This is a genomic window from Chitinophaga sp., from assembly GCF_039596155.1.
GTDB lineage: Bacteria > Bacteroidota > Bacteroidia > Chitinophagales > Chitinophagaceae > Chitinophaga.
This window is the reverse complement of record NZ_JBCNKF010000008.1, coordinates 1-20989: the sequence shown is the minus strand read 5'-3', so window position 1 is coordinate 20989 and position 20989 is coordinate 1. Positions and strand designations below refer to the sequence as shown.

The following is a 20989-nucleotide window of genomic DNA, read 5'->3' as shown; positions in this document are numbered from 1 at the left end:
ATTGGATTTAAAAGTACAGATGTTATTTATTCACCAATGAATGAAGCAGGGCGTTTTTCAATAAATGCGGACGCGCCTTCCTGCATATCTTTCGTGGCGAAGCAGGCACCAAATTCATTGATTTCCAGATCGTACCCATCAATATCTTTGTCCAGGGCACCGTTGGCACATTTAATAACCCTGGCGATTGCAAGCGGTGCTTTCGCATGAATTTTTGCCAGTATTTCTTTGGCTTTTGTGAGTAGTTCTTCTGGTGCCACCACATGGTTCACAAGTCCCCATTGCAATGCATCCTGTGCATTGATCATATCGGCAGTCATCATCAGTTCCATAGCTTTGCCTTTGCCAATAAGTGCGGTGAGGCGCTGGGTACCTCCATAGCCGGGAATGATGCCCAGGTTCACTTCCGGCTGACCAAATTTTGCATTGGTAGCAGCGATGCGAAAGTGGCAGGCCATTGCCAGTTCACATCCGCCTCCCAGTGCGAAACCATTTACAGCGGCAATGATAGGTTTGGGACAGTCTTCAATGCGCTTGAAGATCATGTGACCTTTGTTTGCCAGTTCTACGCCTTGCTGTGGAGACAACTTCAAAAATTCAGAGATATCTGCACCTGCTACAAATGCTTTTTCTCCTGTACCAGTGATAACTGCACTTTTTATTTCTTTGTTCTTATAGATCTCGTCTACTGCAAGCGCCAGTTCTGCCATGACCTGCTGGTTCAGGGCATTCATTTTATCGGGACGGTTGATGTAGATGAACAGGGTGTTGTTTTCTATAGTCGTATTGATCGTCTGGTACATGGTTTTCTGTTTGGATATCTAATGTAACGAATTTTTACGGAGCGTCACTAATACAATATTAACATTCAACTATTCTTATATACATCACATATACTCATAAAAAAGTCCTTCTCTATCATTGATTGAGAAAGACTTTACATTTTTCATACTCATTTTTATAAGCTCACGTATACTAGCGTCGAACTAGCATCGAACTAGCGTCGAACAAGCGACGGCGAAGCATCGAACACGTGAAAATATCATCAGGATTTTGACCTCATCATTTTAAAGTGGTGATAATTCTTTAGAATAGGATCTCTGAAATCGTAGGTGAGTGTTACAAAGAACATTTTCGATGTGGTATTACGATAAGGGTAAGTGGTGACACCGGCTATGGTTTGTTTATAGTCTTTATTAAAGAAGTCATTTGGATAGTACTGTACCTTGAGGCCGATACCGGGATAGAAGCGGAAGCCGGCGAACAGGGACGGCATGAGCAGCGGGGTACGGTTGCTAAACCATTCATTGAATTTCTTAACTTTTTTACCGTCTACGAATTGTTTCTCCTTATAATTAAAGGCCAGGTCATACTGTCCACCCAGGAAGAAAAAGAAATTCTGTCCTCTTACATCGCCTATTTTGATCCCGAAAGGTACACCAAGGGTATATACGCGCCGTTTCAGTTTTACATCCAGGGTATCGCTTGCTTTGGTGATAATGCCTATATTTTTGAGGTTGATACCTGAAAAGATCCCTACGTACTTTGAGAAGTCGTAATTATAATTACGTCCCATATTGAAGAACAGGGTAAAGCGGGGAGCGGTGCTTACATGTTCGCCGCCATATTTTACATCCGCAAAATTGAGGATGGGACCATCTCCACCTACGGATGGATATACATGTTGGCGGAGTTTGACAGGTTTTTCGACAGTTGTGGTATCCTGGGCAGACACTGCCAACTGGCACAGGCAACATAACAAGACAAACAGGGAGCGCTTAAGATTCATACGTACTTCTTTTCAGGGAAAGACGACCAGCTCGTCAAAAGGTTACAGAAATTTTAGAAATTCCTGTGGCTGGCGACCCATTCGTTGATATAAGTGGCAATATCATCGGTCCGGGTACCGGGTGGGAATAGTTTACCTACGCCTATTTCGTGCAGTGCAAGCATATCTGTTTCAGGAATGATACCGCCGCCTGTCAGCAGTACATCGTCCATGCCTTTTTCTTTCATGATAGCCATGATGCGGGGGAATACGGTCATGTGAGCACCGGAAAGGATGCTGACCCCGATGGCGTCTACGTCTTCCTGAAGGGCGGCGTTCACCACCATTTCAGGTGTTTGGCGAAGACCGGTATATATCACTTCCATGCCGGCGTCGCGGAGGGCTGCGGCGATCACTTTGGCGCCACGGTCATGGCCATCAAGGCCTACTTTGGCGACGAGTACCCGGATGGGACGTTGCAGGGGGGTGACCATTGTATTTTGTAGTTTTTCCGTGAATTTATTCCCTAAATGTACGATTCTCTTAAAAAGTGTATTCGCTTCAGGGAGAAAAAATCAGTGGGGGGATGAGGGTGGGCTTTTCAACTTGTACGCAGGGCCGGGTATAAGAGGCGTGTAAAAGCCATTACCACGGCAGATATGCGATAAATGGATGGGGTCTGTGGTCGGCTTGGCAGATTTCGTTACATTTGTCGTCCGAAATAATTTAAACCTTATGAGCGAAGAAAGGTCCTTGAACTTCCTTGAACAAATCATCGAAGAGGATATTGCCAACGGTGTCAATGACGGAAGGGTATTAACCCGCTTCCCGCCTGAACCCAATGGCTACCTGCACATCGGGCATGCGAAAAGCATCTGCCTGAACTTTGGACTGGCAAAGAAATATGGTGGCCAGACCAATCTTCGGTTCGACGATACCAATCCGGTAACCGAAGACACTGAATATGTGGAGTCTATTAAAGCCGACATCCAATGGTTGGGCTTCCAATGGGAACAGGAACTCTATGCGTCTGATTATTTCGACCAGCTATACAACTTCGCTGTACAACTGATTAAGAAAGGGCTGGCTTATGTGGATGATTCTACTCCGGAGGAGATCGCTGCATCTAAAGGCACCCCTACCCAGATCGGGAAGCCGACGCCTTATCGCAGCCGTAGCGTAGCAGAGAACCTTGATCTGTTCGAGCGTATGAAGAACGGTGAATTTAAGGATGGAGAGAAAGTACTGCGTGCTAAAATAGATACTGAACAATTTGAGGAAGGCTCACCTGAGCGTTCCAATATGCATATGCGTGACCCATTGATGTACCGCATCAAGCATGCACATCACCACCGTACCGGCGACAAATGGTGTATTTACCCCATGTACGACTTTGCCCACGGGCAGAGTGATAGCATTGAAGGTATTACACATTCTGTGTGTACGCTGGAATTCATTCCTCACCGTGCACTGTATAACTGGTTCATTGCACAGCTGGGCATTTTCCCATCTCATCAGTATGAGTTTGCCAGATTGAATCTGACTTACACTGTGATGAGTAAACGTAAATTGCTGCAGCTGGTCAATGAAAAACATGTAAGTGGCTGGGATGATCCTCGTATGCCAACTATCAGTGGTCTGCGCAGAAGAGGGTTCACGCCTGCAAGTATCCGTGAATTCTGCGAAAGGATCGGGGTACAGAAGCGTGAAAACGTAATTGACGTGAGTCTGCTGGAGTTCCTGGTACGTGATGAGCTGAATAAAACGGCGAATCGTGTGATGGCGGTATTGGATCCTGTGAAACTGGTGATCACTAATTATCCGGATGACCTGGTGGAAGAAATGCCGGCGGATAATAACCCGGAAGATCCTGCAGCTGGTTCCCGTACGCTACCATTCAGCAAGACGCTGTTTATAGAGAGAGAAGACTTTATGGAGGAGCCTCCTAAGAAGTTCTTCCGTTTGGGGCCCGGTCTGATCGTACGTTTGAAAAATGCCTACATCATCAAGGGCGAAAGTTTTGATAAAGATGAAAATGGCAATATCACAACTATCTATGCATCTTACTTCCCGGAGAGCAAGAGTGGTGGTGATCAATCTGGTATGACGGCCAAAGGGACCATTCACTGGGTGAGTGCGGCACATGCGAAGACTGCCGAGGTAAGATTGTATGATCGCCTGTTCAATACACCGGATCCGGGTAATGAAGAGGGTGATTTTAAATCTTATATCAACCCTGATTCACTGACTGTGATACCGAATGCGCTGATAGAGCCGGGATTGGTAGATGCGAAGCCAGGAGACAAACTGCAGTTCCTGAGGAAGGGGTATTTTACAGTAGATACTGATAGTACCGCAGAGAAGATGGTTTTCAACAGAACGGTGACTTTGAAAGATACCTGGGCTAAAGAAACCAAGAAATAAGCAAAATATGGATGAAAGGGGGATTCACCCATGGGAGTGAAAACCATTTTTTCAGAATAAAAAGGCTCGCTTAAAACAGCGAGCCTTTTTTATTGTGTGCAATTCTTTGGCGTGAATGCTTTCATTTTTATGCGTTAATGGCTTTCAGGCCATTCATGATTCGTTGAATCGTTTCATGTTTGCCCAGTGTCTCTGCGATATTGAAGACAGGAGGACCGAACTTGCCGCCTGTAAGCATAATGCGGAAAGGCAATTGTAGTTCACCTACTTTGATATTCATAGACGTTGCCAGTGTTTTGAAACTTTCTTCTACGCTGGTCAGTGAGAAATCGGACAGTGTTTCGAGCACAGATGCCCAGTCCATAAAGAACTGTGTCTTATCTGCATTCCACTTCGGTTTCACTGCAGTGACATCCCATGTTCCAGGCGCCTCGAAGAAGAAGAATCCATGGTTCCAGATATCATTTACGAAATCGCAACGGTCTTTTACCAGGCCAGCGATGGTGGCTACGTATTCAGGTGCGGCGGTGACGCCTTTCTCTTTCAGTACGGGTGCGAACAGTGCTGCCAGCTTGTTGTTATCTGCATTCAGCAGGTATTGGTGATTGAACCATTTTGCTTTTTCGTAATCGAATTTAGCACCGGACTTGCTCACGCGATCCAGGGAGAAACGGGCGATCAGTTCATCCATAGAGAAAATTTCCTGACCGGATCCATCATTCCAACCCAGCATAGCCAGCATATTTACAAATGCTTCCGGCAGGAATCCATTTTCACGGAAGCCTTTTGTCAGGTCGCCGGTTTTAGGATCGGTCCAGTTCATGGCATAGACAGGGAAACCGAGTCTGTCGCCATCACGCTTAGACAATTTACCATTGCCATCGGGTTTCAGGATCAGTGGGAGGTGTGCCCATTGAGGCATCTGCGCTTCCCAGCCCAGGTATTTCCACAGCAACAGGTGAACCGGTGCTGATGGTAACCATTCTTCACCACGGAAGGCGTGGGTGATCTTCATGAGGTAGTCGTCTACTACTACAGCGAGGTGGTAGGTAGGCATACCGTCGGCTTTCAGCAATACTTTGTCGTCGACAGTGCTGGTATTGAATTGTACATGGCCACGAATCAGGTCGGTAAAGCTCACTTCTTCATTGTCCGGCATTTTGATACGGATCACGTGGCGGGTGCCATTTTTCAGCAGGGTAGCTGTTTCCTCTTCGGACAAAGAAATGGAGTTCTTCATCTGAGCGCGGGCAGCGTGATTATATTGAGGCGACGGGTTTTCTTCAGTTTTAAGACGGGTACGCATTTCTTCCAGCTCTTCGGGTGTGTCGAAGGCATAGTAAGCATAACCGGCTTTAACCAGTTGTTCTGCGTACTCGCGGTACATGGGCTTACGCTCGCTCTGACGGTAAGGGGCATAAGGGCCACCTACTACAGGGCTTTCATCCGGATTGAGGCCACACCATTTCAGGCATTCCATGATATATTCTTCTGCACCGGGCACATAACGGGTCTGGTCAGTATCCTCAATACGGAGCACAAATTCACCATTGTGCTGTTTTGCAAATAGGTAATTGAATAAGACGGTGCGTACACCACCCAGGTGTAATCCGCCGGTAGGACTGGGCGCAAATCGTACCCGAACTTTCTGTTGTTGCATGTCGCAAAGGTAAAATGGAATTACGAAATACGGTTCAATTTATGCTACCTTTAAAATAAATCCGAACCCATCCATGTTTTATTTGACCAAGACGCCGGCTATCCTGAAAGCCATTTATAACAGTTGTACCTGGAGCTTATCGCCTGCACGGCCATCGGTGTACCTTACATTTGATGATGGTCCGCATCCTACAGCGACGCCGTTCATCCTGGATTTATTGAAGAAGTATAATGCCAGGGGCACGTTCTTTTGTATTGGGAAGAATGTAGTGGAGCATCCTGATATTTACCAGCGGATCCTGGAGGAGGGGCATACCACGGGTAATCATACACATAATCACCTGAATGGGTGGAAGACGGGGACAGATAAGTACGTGGAGAATGTGATGGAGGCGAGGAAATATATTCAATCAACTTTGTTCCGGCCACCATATGGGCGGATTACGCCCTTCCAGATCAGGCAGATCAAGCGGCTGGTGCCGGGGGCGCAGATTGTGATGTGGGATGTATTGAGTGCGGATTTTGATACGGAGATCAATGGGGAAGCCTGTGTGCAGAATGTGGTATTTAAGTCAAAACCGGGATCTATCATCGTGTTTCATGACAGTACGAAGGCATGGGAGCGGTTGGAGTATGCATTGCCGAGGGTGATGGAATATTTTAAGAAGAAGGGGCTGGAGATGGAGGCAATACCGGTATAGTTATAATTTTTCCTCAATAAAAACAGAAAACCCAGGTTCCTTGCTACCCTAATGGCATTCGCGCTTTCGGGCAATCAGCAACCTGGGTAATTATTTATTATTTAGGCAGTGCGATGCTTTTCACTTTGTCGCCTACAGCAACCGTTACAGAGTCGTCGCATATCCCGTTACCATAATTTACGATAGCAGTCAGGGAGTTGAACGTCACGGCTGCTTTACCTTTGCCGATATAAGGGCAGCTCAGTTTTCTTTCCAGTGCAGAAGAATCTGCTACAGTGATATAGGCAGCTTTGCCTGTTGCATATACCAGGGAGTCAGTACCTACATAAGTAAAGATATCATCACTTACATCACCCAGGGTAGCAGTGCCGGAAGTTTGTGTATAAGTTCCGCTTCCGCCGAAACCTACAGAGGTCGTATCCAGGGTAACAGTACCGCCGGAGATGACAGAGAGGTATTTATATACGCTGTTGGTGCTGGTATTTGTGATAGTTTGTGTACCGCTTATGCTCTTACCGTTTACGGTATAAGTGAGTGGCTTTACGGTGATCACAGAACCTGTATAATAAAAGTAACCGGTCATCGTGATCTGGATATTACCTGCGCGAAGACGGCCGTCAGCGTCCGCACACTTTGAGGCGAAGCTTACTAATATTGTTTTAGGCCAGCTATCATACTGTACGTTGTCGACTGTGTAGCTATAGCAGGCGCCGAGTTTGGAAGTCATTTCTGTAGTAGGAGAAGCTTTACGACCGGTTTGGTTATAACCGGCGTCCTGACATACTTCCTGTGCGATTGCGAAGAGATCATCGAAATAGCTGTTTGCAACAGCCTGATCGCTGGCAGCGGTGATAGTCAGATTGTCGTTTGTGTTGTTTGTTTTTACGTCGGTACTACTTTTGGAACAAGCGTAGAACAAAGTGGCTGTCAATAAAAGGCACACAACACCTGCAAGGATACGGTTAAAGCAAAAATAGCTTCTCATAGGATAAGTATAATTTTTAATGAGGTTTTGCGGCCGTACTTTTGTACGGGAGATCGCTGAAACATTTATATTATACAAATATAATATTTTTTATAATCTCTTAAAAGGATTAATATTTCTGCTAAAATGCAATGGATTGATACACATGCCCATTTATATGGGGAAGATTTTTCGGAAGACAGGACGGCGACGATTGAGCGTGCGATAAAGGCGGGTGTTTACCAGTTGATTTTGCCTAATATTGACAGTCAGTCGATTGAGGGGATGCTGGCATTGGAGGAGCAGTTTCCGGGGGTATGTATACCGATGATGGGGGTACATCCCTGTTATGTGAATGACAATGTGGATATGGAACTGGGGGCGGTGGAAAGCTGGCTGGAGAAGAGGCCGTTTAAGGCGATCGGGGAGATTGGGCTGGATTTTTATTGGGACAAGACATTTACGGCGCAGCAATATAAAGCATTCAGGAGGCAACTGGACCTGGCGCGGCAGTATGGTATTCCGGTGGCGATACACAGCCGGGAGAGTACCAGGGAGTGTATAGATGAGGTGAGGGCGTTGCAGGATGGCCGGTTGAGTGGTGTCTTTCATTGTTTTGGGGGTACTGTAGAGGAGGCGCGTGAGATTATAGATCTTGGTTTTTACTTAGGCATTGGCGGTGTGGTGACATTCAAGAAATCGGGGCTGGACAAAACGCTGGCGGAGATTGACCTGGAACACATTGTATTAGAAACAGATGCGCCTTATCTGGCGCCTGTTCCATATAGGGGGAAAAGGAATGAGAGTGCGTACATTCCATTGATCGGTGAAAAAATTGCAGATATAAAAAATCTAAAAATACAAGAGGTGGCTGCAATAACGACAAGCAATGCGCTGAAATTATTCAAAACTAACTAACTGATTACGCGGTAAATTTGCACGCATTTTAGATACAGCAGATACAGCAGCTTGCAATGAGTAAAATCCTGATTATTTACACGGGTGGAACAGTGGGTATGATCTACGATGAAAAGACAAAGGCATTACGACCAATTGGCTTTAACGAGATCAGGAACAACTTGCCCGAATTATACCGTATGGGCATAGACTTTTATGTTTATGCGTTCAATCCGCCTATAGATTCGTCTGACATGCAGCCGGAAATATGGGTAGAGCTGGCTTCGATTATTGAGGACAGGTACGACCGGTATGATGGTTTTGTGATCCTGCATGGGTCAGATACCATGTCATTTACGGCGTCGGCATTGAGTTTTATGTTGGAGAACCTGGCGAAGCCGGTGATTCTGACGGGGTCGCAGTTGCCGATAGGTAAGATCAGGACGGATGCGAAGGAGAACATTATTACGGCGATGGAGATAGCATCTACCCGTCATAATGGGCATGTAGTGGTGCCGGAGGTATGTATTTACTTTGATTTTTCGTTGTTTAGGGGGAATCGTTCAAAGAAGTATAATGCGGAGAAATTTGAGGCGTTTTATTCGATGAACTATGTGCCATTGGCAGAGGCGGGTATTGATATCAAGTATAAGACACAGGCGGTATTGCCATTGCCGACGGCGCCATTGAAGGTGCATAAGCATATGGATGATAATGTGACGGTATTGAAGATGTTTCCGGGGATAACGCGGAAGGTGGTGGAGGCGATTTTGGGTGTACCGGGGTTGAAGGGGGTGATAATGGAGACGTTTGGAAGTGGGAATACGAATACGCAGCCGTGGTTTATAGATTGTTTGCGCAAGGCGATAGACAAGGGGGTGATTATAGTGGATATTACGCAGTGTGATGGTGGATCTGTAGAGTTAGGTAAGTATGAGACGAGTTCGCTGTTGGCGCAGATAGGGGTGATTAGCGGGCATGATATGACGTTTGAGGCGGCGATCACAAAATTGATGTTTGTGTTGGGGCAGAATTTGGATGCGGTGGCGACGAGGGAGATGATAGAGACGTCGTTGAGGGGGGAGTTGACGCCGATAAATCATGATTGGTGACGAGGATCAGGATTATTCTTTTGAGAATATTTTGGAAATGTGGATGAAAAGGCTACCTTTGCCATCCGAAATAAAATTCAACCAAGGAGAAGTGCAGGAGTGGTTGAACTGGCACGCCTGGAAAGTGTGTAAACTCGAAAGGGTTTCAAGGGTTCGAATCCCTTCTTCTCCGCTTAAACAATAAGACCCGCTCTATGAGCGGGTCTTATTGTTTAAGCCTATTTTGATGAATATCTAAGATATTTGTTGTCAATTACATCAGCATTCGAAATCAGTTGCTTTAAGATATGTAATTAGCCATCTAAGCATTTTTTTTCCTAATTCTCTGTTGTGCTAACTGTATTGCCATGTGTAGCTTTTGTTTCAGCAATTCTTTTGATGGCAATTCAAGAAGATATTGTGCAACATGTATACCCGCTGAATCAAGTTCTAACAGTTCAACCAATTCATCATTCTTATCTGCACAAAGAATTAATCCAATTGGAGAAAGTTCATGAGGCTGTTGTTCATGTTTAGCCAGCCACCGGAGATACAATTCCATCTGGCTTTTATGACTATGCTCAAACTTTCCTAGTTTAAGGTCTATAGCAACTAAACGCCTTAGTTTACGGTGATAAAATAACAGATCTATATAATAATCTGTATCATCAATGGAAATTCTCTTTTGCCTGGCGAGAAAAGCAAAATCATTGCCTAACTCTAATATGAATAACTGTAGCTGGTATATAATTGCCTGCTCAAGATCTCTTTCATTATATGTATCGCGTAAACCGAGAAAATCAAGTATATATGGATCTTTGAAAGTAAGATCTACTGTCATTTCTTTCTTATGCTGTAATAATTCAAGCTCATTCTTGATTACAATTTCAGGCTTTTTGCTGATAGCAGTACGCTCATACAGCATAGAATTAATTCGCTCCTGTAACTGCCTGCTGCTCCACCTTTCATTAGAGGCCATTGTCAGGTAAAAGTCTCGCTGAACTTCGTCTTTTATATAGGCAATCGTTTTTATGTGGGTCCAGCTCAATTGTCTCCGCACTGCGGAGACAATTTGTGCTTCTGTAAAAATCTCCGCACAACGAAGGCAATGCCTTAATGTTTTGTCATCCCAGCCTTTACCAAAGGCTTCTATTAACGAAATAGATAACTTCTTAACTATTTCTCTTCCATAGCCAGCTCTTTGATTTCCCAGAACATAATTATTTAATTTTGAGCCAATATTCCAGTATAGTAGCACTAGTTCAGTATTTACTGCTATTAGCACTGTGCGCTTACTATTTTCAATTATCTGACTTATTTCGTCAAATAATTTTTTCTCTTCTTTTATCAATTTATCCTCCATTCCAGAGATTGTTTGGTTGAAATATTTGAATGTATTAAAATTACTACATCCATAGACTAACAACAAATCTCCTTAAAGGATGTATTACGATGTAAGTATTTTATTTTCAATTAAATAACTTGATTTTCATTTAAAGAATAGTACATGTAACAACGAGTTATAAGCCTTTATATTCAATTGACATTGCAGTTGTAGGATTTTCAACCGTGAGCAACATACAGGTTGATAATTAGCTTTTCAATTGCCTCTGAGCAAAGCGATTTAATTGTTAAATGCTCTAATAAGGATGGTTGTATTTAGTACTAACAGATCAGATCTGCTGGATACACTGTGACATAGATAGATTAGATAATATTCCAGCTTTCAATGCATCTTTATATTTAATTCACCACTGAAACATTGAATGGCAGACAAATCTTCTACAAACTGGTTCGAACTTCGTCCCCCGCAGCCCGCAGAAAAAGCAAGACCCGCTCTATGAGCGGGTCTTGCTTTTTTAAAGAAAATTGATAACTTCCTAAGTTGTTTGTTCTGAATTCTTTTGGTGTTCGAAATCTAAATTTGTTATATCATCCAACCATAAAAATTTTTCGTTGATGTCCTTATATTTACTATGATGTCCATTTGAAGTTAGTCCCAATTTTATACCTTCCTTTTTGCAAAATTTCTCTTTTTTATTACTCGCTAAACCCAAAATCAACGGCAGCCATCTTAAAATACGTCATCGGGTTACCAGTTGCTACAGCAACTAGGCAGTCTGGTACAATAAATGAAACATTATACGATGCCGCCGGACAGATTCTGTCCATGACGCCTGAAGGAGGATATCCTGCAGGTGTTACAAGAGTTGAATGGTCTGTTACTAGTAAAAAGGAGCTAGAATAATAATTCAAACATTACCATAATGAAAACTTTAGGAAGTACTATACTGATATTTGTAAAGTTGTGTTCTTGTGCTGACACAAAGACTTTAACCAACATGCCCCAAAGCGATTCATTATATTTAATAAAATCAATCGATTCAGTAAACAACTGGTACACCATATATGCAACTAGAAATGGCAGTAGTTATAAAATTGTAGTGAGAAAAGAAAATTATCAAAACATAGAATGTAAAAGGGTAATAACGATTGGACAATCTTATAATTTTGAATTACATTCTAGAAAAAATGAAGTGCCAGAGATAAATGGTGTGAAAATTAAACCTGTAAACTCTCTTGATGTTCAATGCTACACTTACGATGAAATTACTAACATTTGCATTGAACCAAAGAAAGGCATTTACGATTTATATCATACCCCTAATATAAAAGGGTTGTGCTATATCGAATAATGAAAAAGAATAAGCAACAAAAGCCGCATCACTGCGGCAGACGGCAGACTAAATCATCTAAATTATTTAGCCGGAAATTTGTATTTAAGCCTCCAGTAATCATTACACCAACGTGCTGTATAACTTATTAGCAACACCAATGTTCGTCACTCGAATTCAATCTTTGCTCTTGGTACCAGTTCTCGAATTCGTTTTTTCTCATTTCTGTCAAATGAATTGAATGTTAACCAAAATACATCAACTTGTTGAAGCTTTTCAAAGCCTTTAGGCATAGTTGAAAGTTTCATCGTGTACATTCCAACACTTTTTAAGTTCGGTAGCTTTTCCATTATAGAAAAAGCATTTATCCAGTTTAAGTAGTGCAGGTCCCCCAATCCTAATTGCTGAAGTGTTTTGACTTTTTCTAGTTTAACAGGTAGCTCTTTTAAAGGATTGTCGCAAACAGAAAGGCGTTCTAATTTTTGGAGATTTTCAATCTCATTTGATAGCACCTTAATATTATTCCCCTGTAGGTCAAGATCTTTTAAATTACGGAGTTTGTAAACGACATTAATACTTGTTTCCGAAAGATTGTTATCTCTTAAACCTAATTTTTGAATTGATCTAAGCCGTTCAAATTGCTTGGGTAACGAAGTAAGATCATTGCCGTCAAGATTTATTTCTTCGATATTTTTTAGTTGTCCTATTTCTTTAGAAATTTCATTGATCGAGTTATACCAAATAATTATTCGTTTGAGATTGGAGAGGACTGAAAGTTGAACAGGGAATTTCATAAATTCATTATAACAGAGATTTATATATATCAAATTTGATAATTCTCCTTTTTTGAAATTTAGTTTTTTGATTTTATTGCTAATTAAACTTAGATACTTTAAACCCTTCAATTGCTTGATAGGTTCAGGAAAGTCGGTTAGTTCATTATTATCTAAATTAAGATCTTCGAGGCTTATAAGTTGAGAAATATTATTAGGTATTACTTGTATTTTACAGTCTGTCAGACTAAGTCCTTTTAGACTTTTGATTTGTGTGAGAAGATCAAATGCCTGGTTCAAGTCCAGTTTGGTATTGGAACCAATGTCAATTTTTTCAAGATTTGTGAATTGGACTATTTCGTTCGGAAGTACTAGCATATTTTGGCCGGAAAGGTCAAGCGAGTGTACAATTGCCGGGTTAGCTAAAGCGTCTTTCATAGAGCGAAAAACCACTTCGTTATTTTTCTGACCGAACAACTTTAGTGAGAACATGAGGGAAATGAAAAGGCTTCGTTTCATTATCGCTTTGAATTACTGGAATGTTAGTTGATTATGGTGCAAGAATAAACTAATTCGTTCATATATCTATCAGGCCTGATTAATTAACTTTTTAGCAGTGCAAACAAGTTTTTGTTGATATATAATATTTCCTTCCACACACGCCTGTCTTCTAAGACACCTATCTCTTCCAATCCTTTTAGATATTTAGAGGCTGTAATTCTTGATACGCCTAACCGTTCAATTACATAATCAATTCTACAATAAGGCTGTTCAAATAATAGTTCTACAAGCTCTTTATCATATAGCTTTTCTGCTTCAATTTTTATTTTCTCCTGTGTGGTAATAAATAACCTATTAATCTCTTTAATCTGATTAATTGTTTGCTTTGCCGTTTGCTCAATTCCATTCAGTATATAAAGAATCCACTCTTCCCATTCTCCACTGATGCGCACTTTCTGTAATAGTCTATAATAGTCAGGTTTATTCTTTATTATGAAATCACTCAAATACGCAATATAACCATTTCCATTATCAAAAGGATGAATAGTAACAAACCATAGATGTGCAATAGCAGCCTTTATGATTTGTCAGTTGAAGAGTCGGTTAATTATAGCATTTATCAACAGTAATAACTGATGAAGTGGGGACAATTGCCTCAAAAGCTATGGCACCAATTTTGGGTGCTGGTCCAACCAAATTTGGAAAATGGGTGGACCCCAAAGTAATAAGTGCTGGAGATTTTTTGCGAATTGAAAATGCAGCAACGAAAATAAAGCAGCCGATAACTGTTGTAGGTAGTCGTGCAAGAGGAGAGGCAAAATCTTTTTCTGATTGGGATTATGTTATTGAGGGATTGACTCATAAAGAGCAGAAGTCACTTAAGAATTCCTTGCCCGGTTCAAAATCTTTATTAGACATTACTCCAAGGAATATTGATATTTTTGAAAAGCTTGACCCTACCAAGCCTTACATAACTATAAATCCCTGATAAATGATAATAGAATACGAAATATTAATCAATAAGTATGGACAAGGTTTAATTAATTCAGAACCGTTGTTGTTGATTTTTAAAGGATTAGAAGTTGTATCTAAGAGAAGTTTTTTAAACGATATGCTTTTCCTTATTCAACAATCCAAACCAACAGTTAGTGATATTGAGCCAGCTATCTTAGGAAGTGGTTTGAAACCTACTTATACGCCTTGTGTTTTATTGAAGAAAGGGGTTGCAACCCATAACTTAGAAAAGCTTATAAATTTGCCAGAGAATGAACTTAATAAAGTATTCTTATTGCTTTTGAGTTTATTCAAAGTAGCTTATCAAAGAAGATTTGCAATAGAGAAGAATCATCCTAATAAATGGTGGTATTGGGACTTGTCTGATGAAATGAATATTAGTAAAATACCTTAAAACTGATATTCTCAAAAGCTCGCAATTGCGAGCTTTTGAGAATATGAAATATATTGAGTAAAAATAAACTCAACTGATCAAATTCGACATCGGTTTTCAAAGATAGTAATATACTGATGTAGCAACAGTCCCCAATTATGGAGCGGCATATTCCATTACTTTTCGAGGTTCATGAATGGTTTGTAGATGGCACAATTGCGGTGGCAAAAAGGGGCCTAAGAGTTGGAAAGACCATGCGTGGCAAAGGCATGAAGCTCATGGTTATAACTGACGCTAATGGTATTCTACTCGCCGAGCACACGACTTCGACTAGTCCACATGAAGTCGCCCTCATCGAAAATAGATTGGACGTGGATGAAAATACGTCATCAGACCAAAGGGAACATGGAAAATTCAATAATATGCTTAATATAAGTTTTGAAAAAATAAATACAATTCCATTCTTTAAGATTATCAATTGGTATGAACCTTATCCTATACCTATCAATTTCAGATTTGGTGTGTCAGGACACAAGCCAGAGTCGATCCTCTACAGGCACAACTTCTGTGATCTTAATCAAATAGAAATTCAATTTGATAAGGACGGTATGACGTTGTATGATATTTCGATCATTGGCATGGATGAATCTGCAATTGGGACCTTTCAGTTGAAAGACCTGTCTGTTCCGGAAGCATATTATGCCTGTAAGATCCATACCGATGGACCGGATATTGAAAATGACGAACATCCTATGGAAGTAATGAGAGATGGAAATTCATTCCTCTATCTTTGGTCCGGCAGTGAGTGGGAAGCACTCAGCTATTTCGCCGTCGCACCACATATTCTTATAGGTATGAATGCATTTTCTCAGCTTGCCGCTGTAGTTGTGAAAGAACTGGAAAATGAATATATAAAAGCCATCTTTAACGAATAAGACACGCGATTATTCGGGCTATTTTAAGGGCTGGTGGGAAAAAATTCCCACCAGCCCTTAAATAATAGATTTCTTATACACTATTACACTAAGTTAGCGTTCATAAAAGTTGGGCCAGCCAGAGGTATGACGACTAATGCCATTGACTTATTTTACAAGCTTTTATATATTTCGCCCTCAAATGAAATATTTACCTCATGCGTCCACTGTGCACGCCTGCTTCAATTGCCTGGAATTTTTAGAGGATTTTAAGGACACAAAAATCACCTCAAGATGAAGGAGTAACAAGGCCTAATAATCTGGCGTTTGAGGATACCTGCATCTTTCTCTGAAGTATGAAAATAATTGGCGTTTAGGTAAAAATCGCTTCACTGCGGTAGCAAGGTTAGGGTGATTGGAACTGACAATTGGTTGACTACGACTACATATTACGATGACGAGGGCCGCACTATTCAAGCTATTGCTGATAACAATGTCGGGGGTAAAAACATACAAAGCTCCCTGTATGACTTTAATAATAAGTTACTAAGTACTAATATAACGCATAACAATCCTTCGGGAATACCAATCGTAGGGTTATCATCATCGCTCTTTTTCAAATCATCATACATTCTTACGTACATATCCATCTGACCAATTGCTTCATGAGTAAGTTTATGTGTTTTTAACTCGAGTAATACGAAACACTTCAAATAATAATTATAGAACACCAGGTCAATATAAAAATCAGAAGTATCGGTAACGATATGCTGTTGGTGGGCCACAAATGCAAAACCCTTTCCTAACTCCATTAAAAATTGCTGCAGATGATTTATTAGTGCTGATTCTATTTTAGTCTCCGTTTGTTCCTTATCCAGCGGTAAACCTAAAAACTCAAAAAGGTATGGGTCTTTAATAAAATGCGCAGCCTCCTTTGATTCATTTTCAGGAAGTTTAAGCATTCTTCCTAGATATTGACTATCTACGTTACGTTGTAATGTACGGCTATTCCAATTTCCATCAATAGCGTAACCAACCAGTAGCATCCTAAATACGATATTTAATTAATATAATGTAATCTTAGTTATTCTTCTTACCTTAATATAAATACCCAATATTAAGTCCACCTATGGCGCAAGCATATGCTAATGATGTTTCAAACCCGTTAATGCCCTCAGCTCAGCACATTACAAGTGGAGGGGCAAGCCATCCCGCAGTGCCTGTTTGGCAGAAAAAAGACGAAGACCAGGACAATGCTTTACAAGTAAAACAGCCTGCAGTGGTTTCAGTATTTGATTCAGTCACGGGCAATGACCTCTTACAGCGTGGATTCAACACCCAAGGTGTGATCAACTCTGCCGATGCTGTCGTGCAATTAACACCTTTTATTCCGTTTGTTACTGCCGAAGCAGTTACACAAGCTCATCAAGTAACACGATTCGATCCTCCAAGGCCCCAAAAAACAGTTAATGCGCCATCGCTGGCAAAGACATTCCAGTTAAAACAAAACAAGCCGGATAATACAGGTTTACCCGGGAGCCTTAAAGCTGGTATCGAGAAATTGTCGGGCCATTCGTTGGATAATGTCAAGGTGCATTACAATTCGGCCAAACCAGCCCAGCTTAATGCCCATGCGTATGCACAGGGTACCGATATCCACATAGCGCCCGGGGAGGAAAGGCATTTGCCACATGAGGCCTGGCACGTGGTACAACAGGCGCGCGGGCAGGTAAAGCCTACCATAAAAACAGATGGTACCGCTATAAATAACGATCCCGGTCTGGAAAGTGAGGCCGATATAATGGGTGCAAAAGCCCTGCAACTAAAGTCTGAAGAAAATAATAGTAGCGCAGTTGCTGACCAGGTTAAGAGTACCAAATCAACACAAAATGAAGTTTCTCAGTATATGCCTGTTGCCCAACTGGCTGCATTGGCGGTAGACAAGCTTAATGTAGTGGGCGAAGATCATGAAGAAAGCAGTGGCCCCCGCAGACAGAAGGAATACAATTTGTCGGTTGCAAAAACCGGGTCTTATAACTACTGGCTCGAGAGCATGTTTAAGCTAGATTGGTCACAAGTACACCAGGAAGATGAAAGTGAGAATACCCAGAGTGCCGATCCCACCCTTGAACGGGTACGCTATATCATGGCCGATTTCTCCATAAAGTTGGAGTCGGCTTTCACTAAACTTGATCACGTTTTACCAGGGGAGGTGGATGATGCACCACTGGAGGATGTGCCGGTGGTTGAACCCGATAACTCATCTCAGGTAGAACACCAGGCACAAACCAACGTAAAAAATGATGATCATGACAAGGAAGTGGAAGATGTCGATCTTGAAGCAGCTTTCCGGGAAGAGCTGCGCAACACCTTAGTGAGCCTGAAGAAAAGTGCTACCGACCTGGCCATCCAGATAGACATTGCCGTCATAGAAGAATTTTACAAACACACACATCATCTAACACAACCTGAACCACCTGCAACGAAGATCGTAGGGGTAAGCGACATCCAGAGAGTTGCCATTGAGTTAAAGGACATGGTTACAGCGCTTGTGCTGGTAGTTGAATTCCAGGAATTGACAGAGCCATTGACCGGAGTTACCTACAAACTAAAGGATTTGCACGATCGTTGTCAGGCAAACGGATGGATCCCTAATGGCGAACAGATGATAAATTCGCCGGCTCAGGCAATGAATGATGCTAAAGAATATCGATCTTTCGTGATGCACCTTGCAGCAAATAAAAATTTTACGGTACCGGGAGTATGGAAGATCGGGGAGGACCACGTATCCGACATTCTACGAATGTTAGATGAAGGAAATGTATCACCAGTCCGCTATAACCTACTGACCCGGGCTGAGTTCCAAGAAATTTATGATGAGTACTATACTACTGTTAACGCTGTTACCCAGGTAAAACAACTTATAAAGGATAATGAGGAGGCTGGTCCGGAGCGTGTTCTACAGCCTGGCCAGTTCAGCCAGCTTGCAATTATTCAGCGTATGTATGAGGATGCAAAAGATGATATTGAGCCGATCTTAGACTGGTTGCTCGAAACGTTTGAGAATGAAGATCGCGCTGAAGAGATATCCAATTTATCCGAGTTGGACAACGTGACTGAAAAAGATCTTAAGTCGGTACTTCTTTGGGTGAAGGACCCTGAATATCAGGTAGCAGCATCTTTAAAGGCAGCGCTCAACCAAGGTAACGAAGCATTTGCCACACTTTTGTTGGAGTTGATTGCTAACCCACCGCAAAAAGTGGATGCAAGTTCGTCAGATTTAGGGTCGGGGAGTAGTATAAAGCAATTTGAAGAATTAATCGGCCAGGCCTTGCAGATACATGTGCCCTTTGTCGGAGCAAAGATCGATGCGGCACACGAGCGTGCGAAGCGCTTGGGCAAAAAATTGCTGGTGATAGTCGGCGAAGGCCATGATGATCCTTACAGCCGTGTGATGGTAACTATTTTAGTAGGAGCTATGCAACGTTTAAATGTGAGCCGCTTTTATATCGAATCAACACCCGACCAGGTAAGGCAGCATGTAGAACCATATCATGATAACGAACCAACACAACATGATGGCAGTGATATAGCGCATCGCCAACATTTTTTCCGTAACCTGTATCAACAAGGGGCAAACGTTACCGGTGTGGATATTTATAAAAATACAGGTTCAGAAAGTACGACGACAGAACCAATATCAGAGAAAGAGCGTACTGAATTGAAAGCTGTGCTTGCAGAATTAAATGTTAAAAAAAGAAATGAAGGTATTGCTAAAACGTTGGTAGAGCATGACGAATCGGGTGTTCTGCTAGTAGGAATGAGCCATTTAGCCGGACTTGCCGCCGACGAAACAATAAATGAGGCTTATGAGATCGTGACCATTTCTACCATGCTTATCGAAGAAGCCAAGAGCCTTAATCGTATTTTCTATGGCCGGGAGCTTGATACAACAGCGGGGCTATCTGACCTTAGAGATCTGTATGTGGGGGCTGCGCCGGATGATATGCCAATGAATGTAACAGCTAAAGATGCTTATGAAATTGCTGCAAAAATGGTGATCAACCTCAATGAGCTATGAGCACACATAGATCTGTCCGATGTGCCGGATTGAGAAAATTAAAAAGGGGGTTCGGTTCGAATTATTTCCGCAAGTTTAATATTTATGTAAACCGAACTTCTTTTCGTCGTAACCTACTGTGTCAATACATTATATACATGTATAGCTCCTTCATTATCCAGGAGGATCAGTTTCTCTCCAATATGTTGAGGGAAATGGACTGCCGGATCGAAGCCGTCGGTGGGTGAGGGAATCCGTTGTTTTCTCAAAATCTCTCCGGAGTCCCTAATCGCTTGGGGAGTACTTCCATCACTCGTATTGTATCTTCCCGGTTGGTAAACCCTAACAGAAAATCATCCGCAAAGCGGATGATAAAGCAGCCTCCTCTCAATAATGGCTGGATTTGCTCTTTGAACCAGGGACAATTAAATCAAATCTCTAATCAAATAGATAAGGATGAGAAAAATCCGCATTAAAAATATTCTCTTTATATTTTCTTTCCTCTTATGCGTATTAAAATCGTTTGGGCAACAGAATATCTGCTGTAATAATCAAATTGTACCATCAATTGACAGTTCAGGAGAAACGCTTTCAGGAGAAAAGTATTTTTCTGACACATTAACGAAATGTATCCGTTTGATTTTTGAAGAAAATTTTGATGATAGCATTTTAATCAAATTAGACGATAATATTATATATAACTCTAAAATCGTTACTCACAAACCTTATTTTCCGCGGGTAAAAGTTATTGATGTTGATTATTCAATGAAAAAAAATCCACCCGTTTTACTTATCAAAAAGTCCACCGGGGAATGTTTTTGGTTTTATCTCAAACAAGGTTATCGAGTTGCATGCATTAACTATTATAAAGAATTAAAAATGTGGGGCGTCGAACTTTCAAACATACAGAAACAATATATTTAACTTTTCTATATAAGTAGATTGGATTTATTAAATGAAAAATCAGCTACATAAAAAACTTATAAATGTATCAATTCCAGATAAACTATCTGTAAACTGGTTCGAATGTTATCCCTCGTAGCCCGCGAGAGGGTGTCTCATAAATAAATGAGGCACCCTCTTTTATTTGTATAAAAAAATGTATTGTTAATCAATATTTTATTAACTCTTCCTATATTTAAATATGGCAAGAGGTAAAACTTTATCCGTAGTAT

At 41.6% G+C, this 20989-nt stretch carries 19 protein-coding genes, 1 tRNA gene and 1 pseudogene; 11 read left to right on the top strand and 10 right to left on the bottom strand.

Features of this window, described 5'->3' with window-relative positions; all coding sequences use genetic code 11:
- Nucleotides 1-26: 26 nt before the first annotated feature.
- From ABDW33_RS09790 to ABDW33_RS09780, 3 genes are all read right to left on the bottom strand, one after another.
- A complete protein-coding gene (locus tag ABDW33_RS09790) occupies nt 27-803 on the bottom strand; it encodes an enoyl-CoA hydratase-related protein (RefSeq protein WP_343689879.1) in 777 nt (258 codons plus the stop codon).
- Between the two features lie 242 nt (nt 804-1045).
- Complete coding sequence (locus ABDW33_RS09785) at nt 1046-1789, bottom strand: hypothetical protein (protein ID WP_343689878.1); 744 nt, start codon at nt 1787-1789, stop codon at nt 1046-1048.
- Nucleotides 1790-1842: 53 nt separating this feature from the next.
- A complete protein-coding gene (locus tag ABDW33_RS09780) occupies nt 1843-2262 on the bottom strand; it encodes a cobalamin B12-binding domain-containing protein (RefSeq protein ID WP_343689877.1) in 420 nt (139 codons plus the stop codon).
- A gap of 241 nt (nt 2263-2503) precedes the next feature.
- Here ABDW33_RS09780 and ABDW33_RS09775 point away from each other — a divergent pair, with 241 nt between their 5' ends.
- A complete protein-coding gene (locus ABDW33_RS09775; protein WP_343689876.1) occupies nt 2504-4192 on the top strand; it encodes a glutamine--tRNA ligase/YqeY domain fusion protein in 1689 nt (562 codons plus the stop codon).
- Nucleotides 4193-4319: 127 nt separating this feature from the next.
- Here the strand turns inward: ABDW33_RS09775 and gltX are convergent, their stop codons facing one another.
- Nucleotides 4320-5852 carry a glutamate--tRNA ligase gene (gene gltX / locus ABDW33_RS09770; RefSeq protein WP_343689875.1) on the bottom strand — a complete coding sequence of 511 codons (1533 nt, stop codon included), beginning with the start codon at nt 5850-5852 and terminating at the stop codon, nt 4320-4322.
- A 73-nt stretch (nt 5853-5925) separates the two neighbouring features.
- Between gltX and ABDW33_RS09765 the strand changes: the two genes are divergently transcribed.
- Nucleotides 5926-6552, top strand: a complete 627-nt coding sequence (locus ABDW33_RS09765; protein WP_343689874.1) for a polysaccharide deacetylase family protein — start codon at nt 5926-5928, stop codon at nt 6550-6552.
- Between the two features lie 97 nt (nt 6553-6649).
- Here the strand turns inward: ABDW33_RS09765 and ABDW33_RS09760 are convergent, their stop codons facing one another.
- Complete coding sequence (locus ABDW33_RS09760) at nt 6650-7537, bottom strand: hypothetical protein (protein WP_343689873.1); 888 nt, start codon at nt 7535-7537, stop codon at nt 6650-6652.
- A 126-nt stretch (nt 7538-7663) separates the two neighbouring features.
- Between ABDW33_RS09760 and ABDW33_RS09755 the strand changes: the two genes are divergently transcribed.
- The 3 genes from ABDW33_RS09755 (at nt 7664) to ABDW33_RS09745 (ending at nt 9697) form a co-directional block, all read left to right on the top strand.
- A complete protein-coding gene (locus tag ABDW33_RS09755; protein WP_343689872.1) occupies nt 7664-8434 on the top strand; it encodes a TatD family hydrolase in 771 nt (256 codons plus the stop codon).
- A 56-nt stretch (nt 8435-8490) separates the two neighbouring features.
- Entirely contained in the window at nt 8491-9525 is a 1035-nt protein-coding gene (locus tag ABDW33_RS09750) for a type I asparaginase (RefSeq protein WP_343689871.1), read from the top strand.
- An 85-nt stretch (nt 9526-9610) separates the two neighbouring features.
- A tRNA-Ser gene (locus ABDW33_RS09745) sits at nt 9611-9697 on the top strand.
- Between the two features lie 129 nt (nt 9698-9826).
- On the opposite strand, the gene ABDW33_RS09740 is transcribed toward ABDW33_RS09745, so the two are convergent.
- On the bottom strand, nt 9827-10867 hold the full coding sequence (locus ABDW33_RS09740) for a PDDEXK nuclease domain-containing protein (protein WP_343689870.1): 1041 nt from the start codon (nt 10865-10867) through the stop codon (nt 9827-9829).
- Nucleotides 10868-11771: 904 nt separating this feature from the next.
- On the opposite strand from ABDW33_RS09740, the gene ABDW33_RS09735 reads away from it, so the two are divergent.
- Nucleotides 11772-12200: a hypothetical protein gene (locus ABDW33_RS09735; RefSeq protein ID WP_343689869.1), complete on the top strand. Its 429-nt coding sequence runs from the start codon at nt 11772-11774 to the stop codon at nt 12198-12200.
- A 146-nt stretch (nt 12201-12346) separates the two neighbouring features.
- On the opposite strand, the gene ABDW33_RS09730 is transcribed toward ABDW33_RS09735, so the two are convergent.
- The 3 genes and pseudogenes from ABDW33_RS09730 to ABDW33_RS09720 form a co-directional block, all read right to left on the bottom strand.
- Nucleotides 12347-13471 carry a hypothetical protein gene (locus ABDW33_RS09730; RefSeq protein WP_343689868.1) on the bottom strand — a complete coding sequence of 375 codons (1125 nt, stop codon included), beginning with the start codon at nt 13469-13471 and terminating at the stop codon, nt 12347-12349.
- A gap of 83 nt (nt 13472-13554) precedes the next feature.
- Nucleotides 13555-13959 carry a hypothetical protein gene (locus ABDW33_RS09725; RefSeq protein ID WP_343689867.1) on the bottom strand — a complete coding sequence of 135 codons (405 nt, stop codon included), beginning with the start codon at nt 13957-13959 and terminating at the stop codon, nt 13555-13557.
- A gap of 9 nt (nt 13960-13968) precedes the next feature.
- A pseudogene (locus tag ABDW33_RS09720) lies at nt 13969-14034 on the bottom strand (Fic family protein); the annotation flags it as partial.
- An 83-nt stretch (nt 14035-14117) separates the two neighbouring features.
- On the opposite strand from ABDW33_RS09720, the gene ABDW33_RS09715 reads away from it, so the two are divergent.
- From ABDW33_RS09715 to ABDW33_RS09705, 3 genes are all read left to right on the top strand, one after another.
- Nucleotides 14118-14441 carry a nucleotidyltransferase domain-containing protein gene (locus ABDW33_RS09715; RefSeq protein ID WP_343689866.1) on the top strand — a complete coding sequence of 108 codons (324 nt, stop codon included), beginning with the start codon at nt 14118-14120 and terminating at the stop codon, nt 14439-14441.
- A gap of 3 nt (nt 14442-14444) precedes the next feature.
- Nucleotides 14445-14861: a DUF5958 family protein gene (locus ABDW33_RS09710; protein ID WP_343689865.1), complete on the top strand. Its 417-nt coding sequence runs from the start codon at nt 14445-14447 to the stop codon at nt 14859-14861.
- Nucleotides 14862-14998: 137 nt separating this feature from the next.
- Entirely contained in the window at nt 14999-15775 is a 777-nt protein-coding gene (locus ABDW33_RS09705) for a hypothetical protein (RefSeq protein ID WP_343689864.1), read from the top strand.
- A gap of 452 nt (nt 15776-16227) precedes the next feature.
- On the opposite strand, the gene ABDW33_RS09700 is transcribed toward ABDW33_RS09705, so the two are convergent.
- Nucleotides 16228-16800: a PDDEXK nuclease domain-containing protein gene (locus tag ABDW33_RS09700; RefSeq protein WP_343689863.1), complete on the bottom strand. Its 573-nt coding sequence runs from the start codon at nt 16798-16800 to the stop codon at nt 16228-16230.
- Between the two features lie 83 nt (nt 16801-16883).
- On the opposite strand from ABDW33_RS09700, the gene ABDW33_RS09695 reads away from it, so the two are divergent.
- Both ABDW33_RS09695 and ABDW33_RS09690 read left to right on the top strand, forming a co-directional pair.
- Nucleotides 16884-19835 carry a DUF4157 domain-containing protein gene (locus ABDW33_RS09695; RefSeq protein WP_343689862.1) on the top strand — a complete coding sequence of 984 codons (2952 nt, stop codon included), beginning with the start codon at nt 16884-16886 and terminating at the stop codon, nt 19833-19835.
- Nucleotides 19836-20270: 435 nt separating this feature from the next.
- Nucleotides 20271-20738, top strand: coding sequence for a hypothetical protein (locus ABDW33_RS09690; RefSeq protein ID WP_343689861.1), 468 nt, complete (start codon nt 20271-20273; stop codon nt 20736-20738).
- Nucleotides 20739-20989 lie beyond the last annotated feature (251 nt).